This window comes from Streptomyces sp. DH12 (assembly GCF_020873895.1).
GTDB lineage: Bacteria > Actinomycetota > Actinomycetes > Streptomycetales > Streptomycetaceae > Streptomyces.
In genome coordinates this window covers 1-413 of record NZ_JAHWGT010001421.1, presented here as the reverse complement: position 1 = coordinate 413, position 413 = coordinate 1, and the positions used below count along the sequence as shown (strand labels likewise).

Sequence of the window (413 nt, the reverse complement as noted above, 5' to 3'; positions counted from 1 at the left end):
GAACACCACGAGCGGGTCCCGGTGGTCGCGCCGCCCGCGCCCCACCAGCGCGGCCACCCCGAGCAGCACCAGACCGAACCGCGCCACCGGGTGCGCGTACAGCACCCGGTGCACCGTCTCCAGCCGTTCCCCGGCGTCCGCCAGCGCGAAGAAGTCGTAGTACGGCCACGCCCCCAGCACCGACACGCCCAGCAGCAGCGCGGCGCCCAGCCGGGGCCACACCGCGCGCACGGGGCGCGCCGCGACAACCGTGGCGGCCGCGCCCACCATGGCCACCACCCCGGAGAACTGGTGGCACAGCAGGATCACCGCCCACAGCACGCCCAGCCCCAGCCACGCACTCCACCCGGCGGGCCCGCGCAGCGCCCCGGTCAGCCAGGTCCAGAAGTGGAAGGAGAGTCCCAGGGTGAAGG

At 75.5% G+C, this 413-nt stretch carries 1 pseudogene; it reads right to left on the bottom strand.

What is annotated here, in order from left to right:
• A pseudogene (locus LPA54_RS40380) lies at positions 1–413 on the bottom strand (hypothetical protein); the annotation flags it as partial.